The following is a 484-nucleotide window of genomic DNA, read 5'->3' as shown; positions in this document are numbered from 1 at the left end:
CCGCGCAGGCTGCGGCACTTCAGTGCAGTGTCGACTACAAGACGAACGACTGGGGCTCCGGTTTCACCGTGGACCTCACCCTCACCAACCGCGGCACGGACGCCATCGACGGCTGGACGCTGACCTACGCCTACTCCGGCAACCAGAAGCTGGGCAACGGCTGGAACGGCACCTGGTCGCAGTCCGGCCAGAACATCACCGTGAAGAACGCCCCCCACAACGCGCGGGTCGCGGCGGGCGCCGCCGTCTCCACCGGTGCCCAGTTCTCCTACAGCGGCTCCAACACCGCGCCGACGTCGTACTCGGTCAACGGCACGTCCTGCACCGGCGCGCACCAGCCGCCCATCGCCGTGCTGACCAGCCCGAGCGCGGGCGCCGTGTACACCCAGGGTCAGGCGGTGCCGCTGGCGGCCACCGCGGCGGCCGCGGACAACGCCACGATCAGCAAGGTGGAGTTCTACGACGACACCAAGCTGCTGGGCAC

At 69.6% G+C, this 484-nt stretch carries 1 protein-coding gene; it reads left to right on the top strand.

Annotated elements, in window-relative coordinates:
* Positions 1–484, top strand: a 484-nt coding sequence (locus tag ADK65_RS36575) for a cellulose binding domain-containing protein (RefSeq protein ID WP_199825770.1), incomplete at both ends; no start/stop codon positions are given.

It is taken from the genome of Streptomyces sp. NRRL B-1140 (genome assembly GCF_001280065.1).
In the GTDB taxonomy this organism is placed as follows: domain Bacteria; phylum Actinomycetota; class Actinomycetes; order Streptomycetales; family Streptomycetaceae; genus Streptomyces.
Note: the sequence above shows the minus strand (reverse complement) of the source record. Positions and strands in the feature narration are given on the sequence as shown.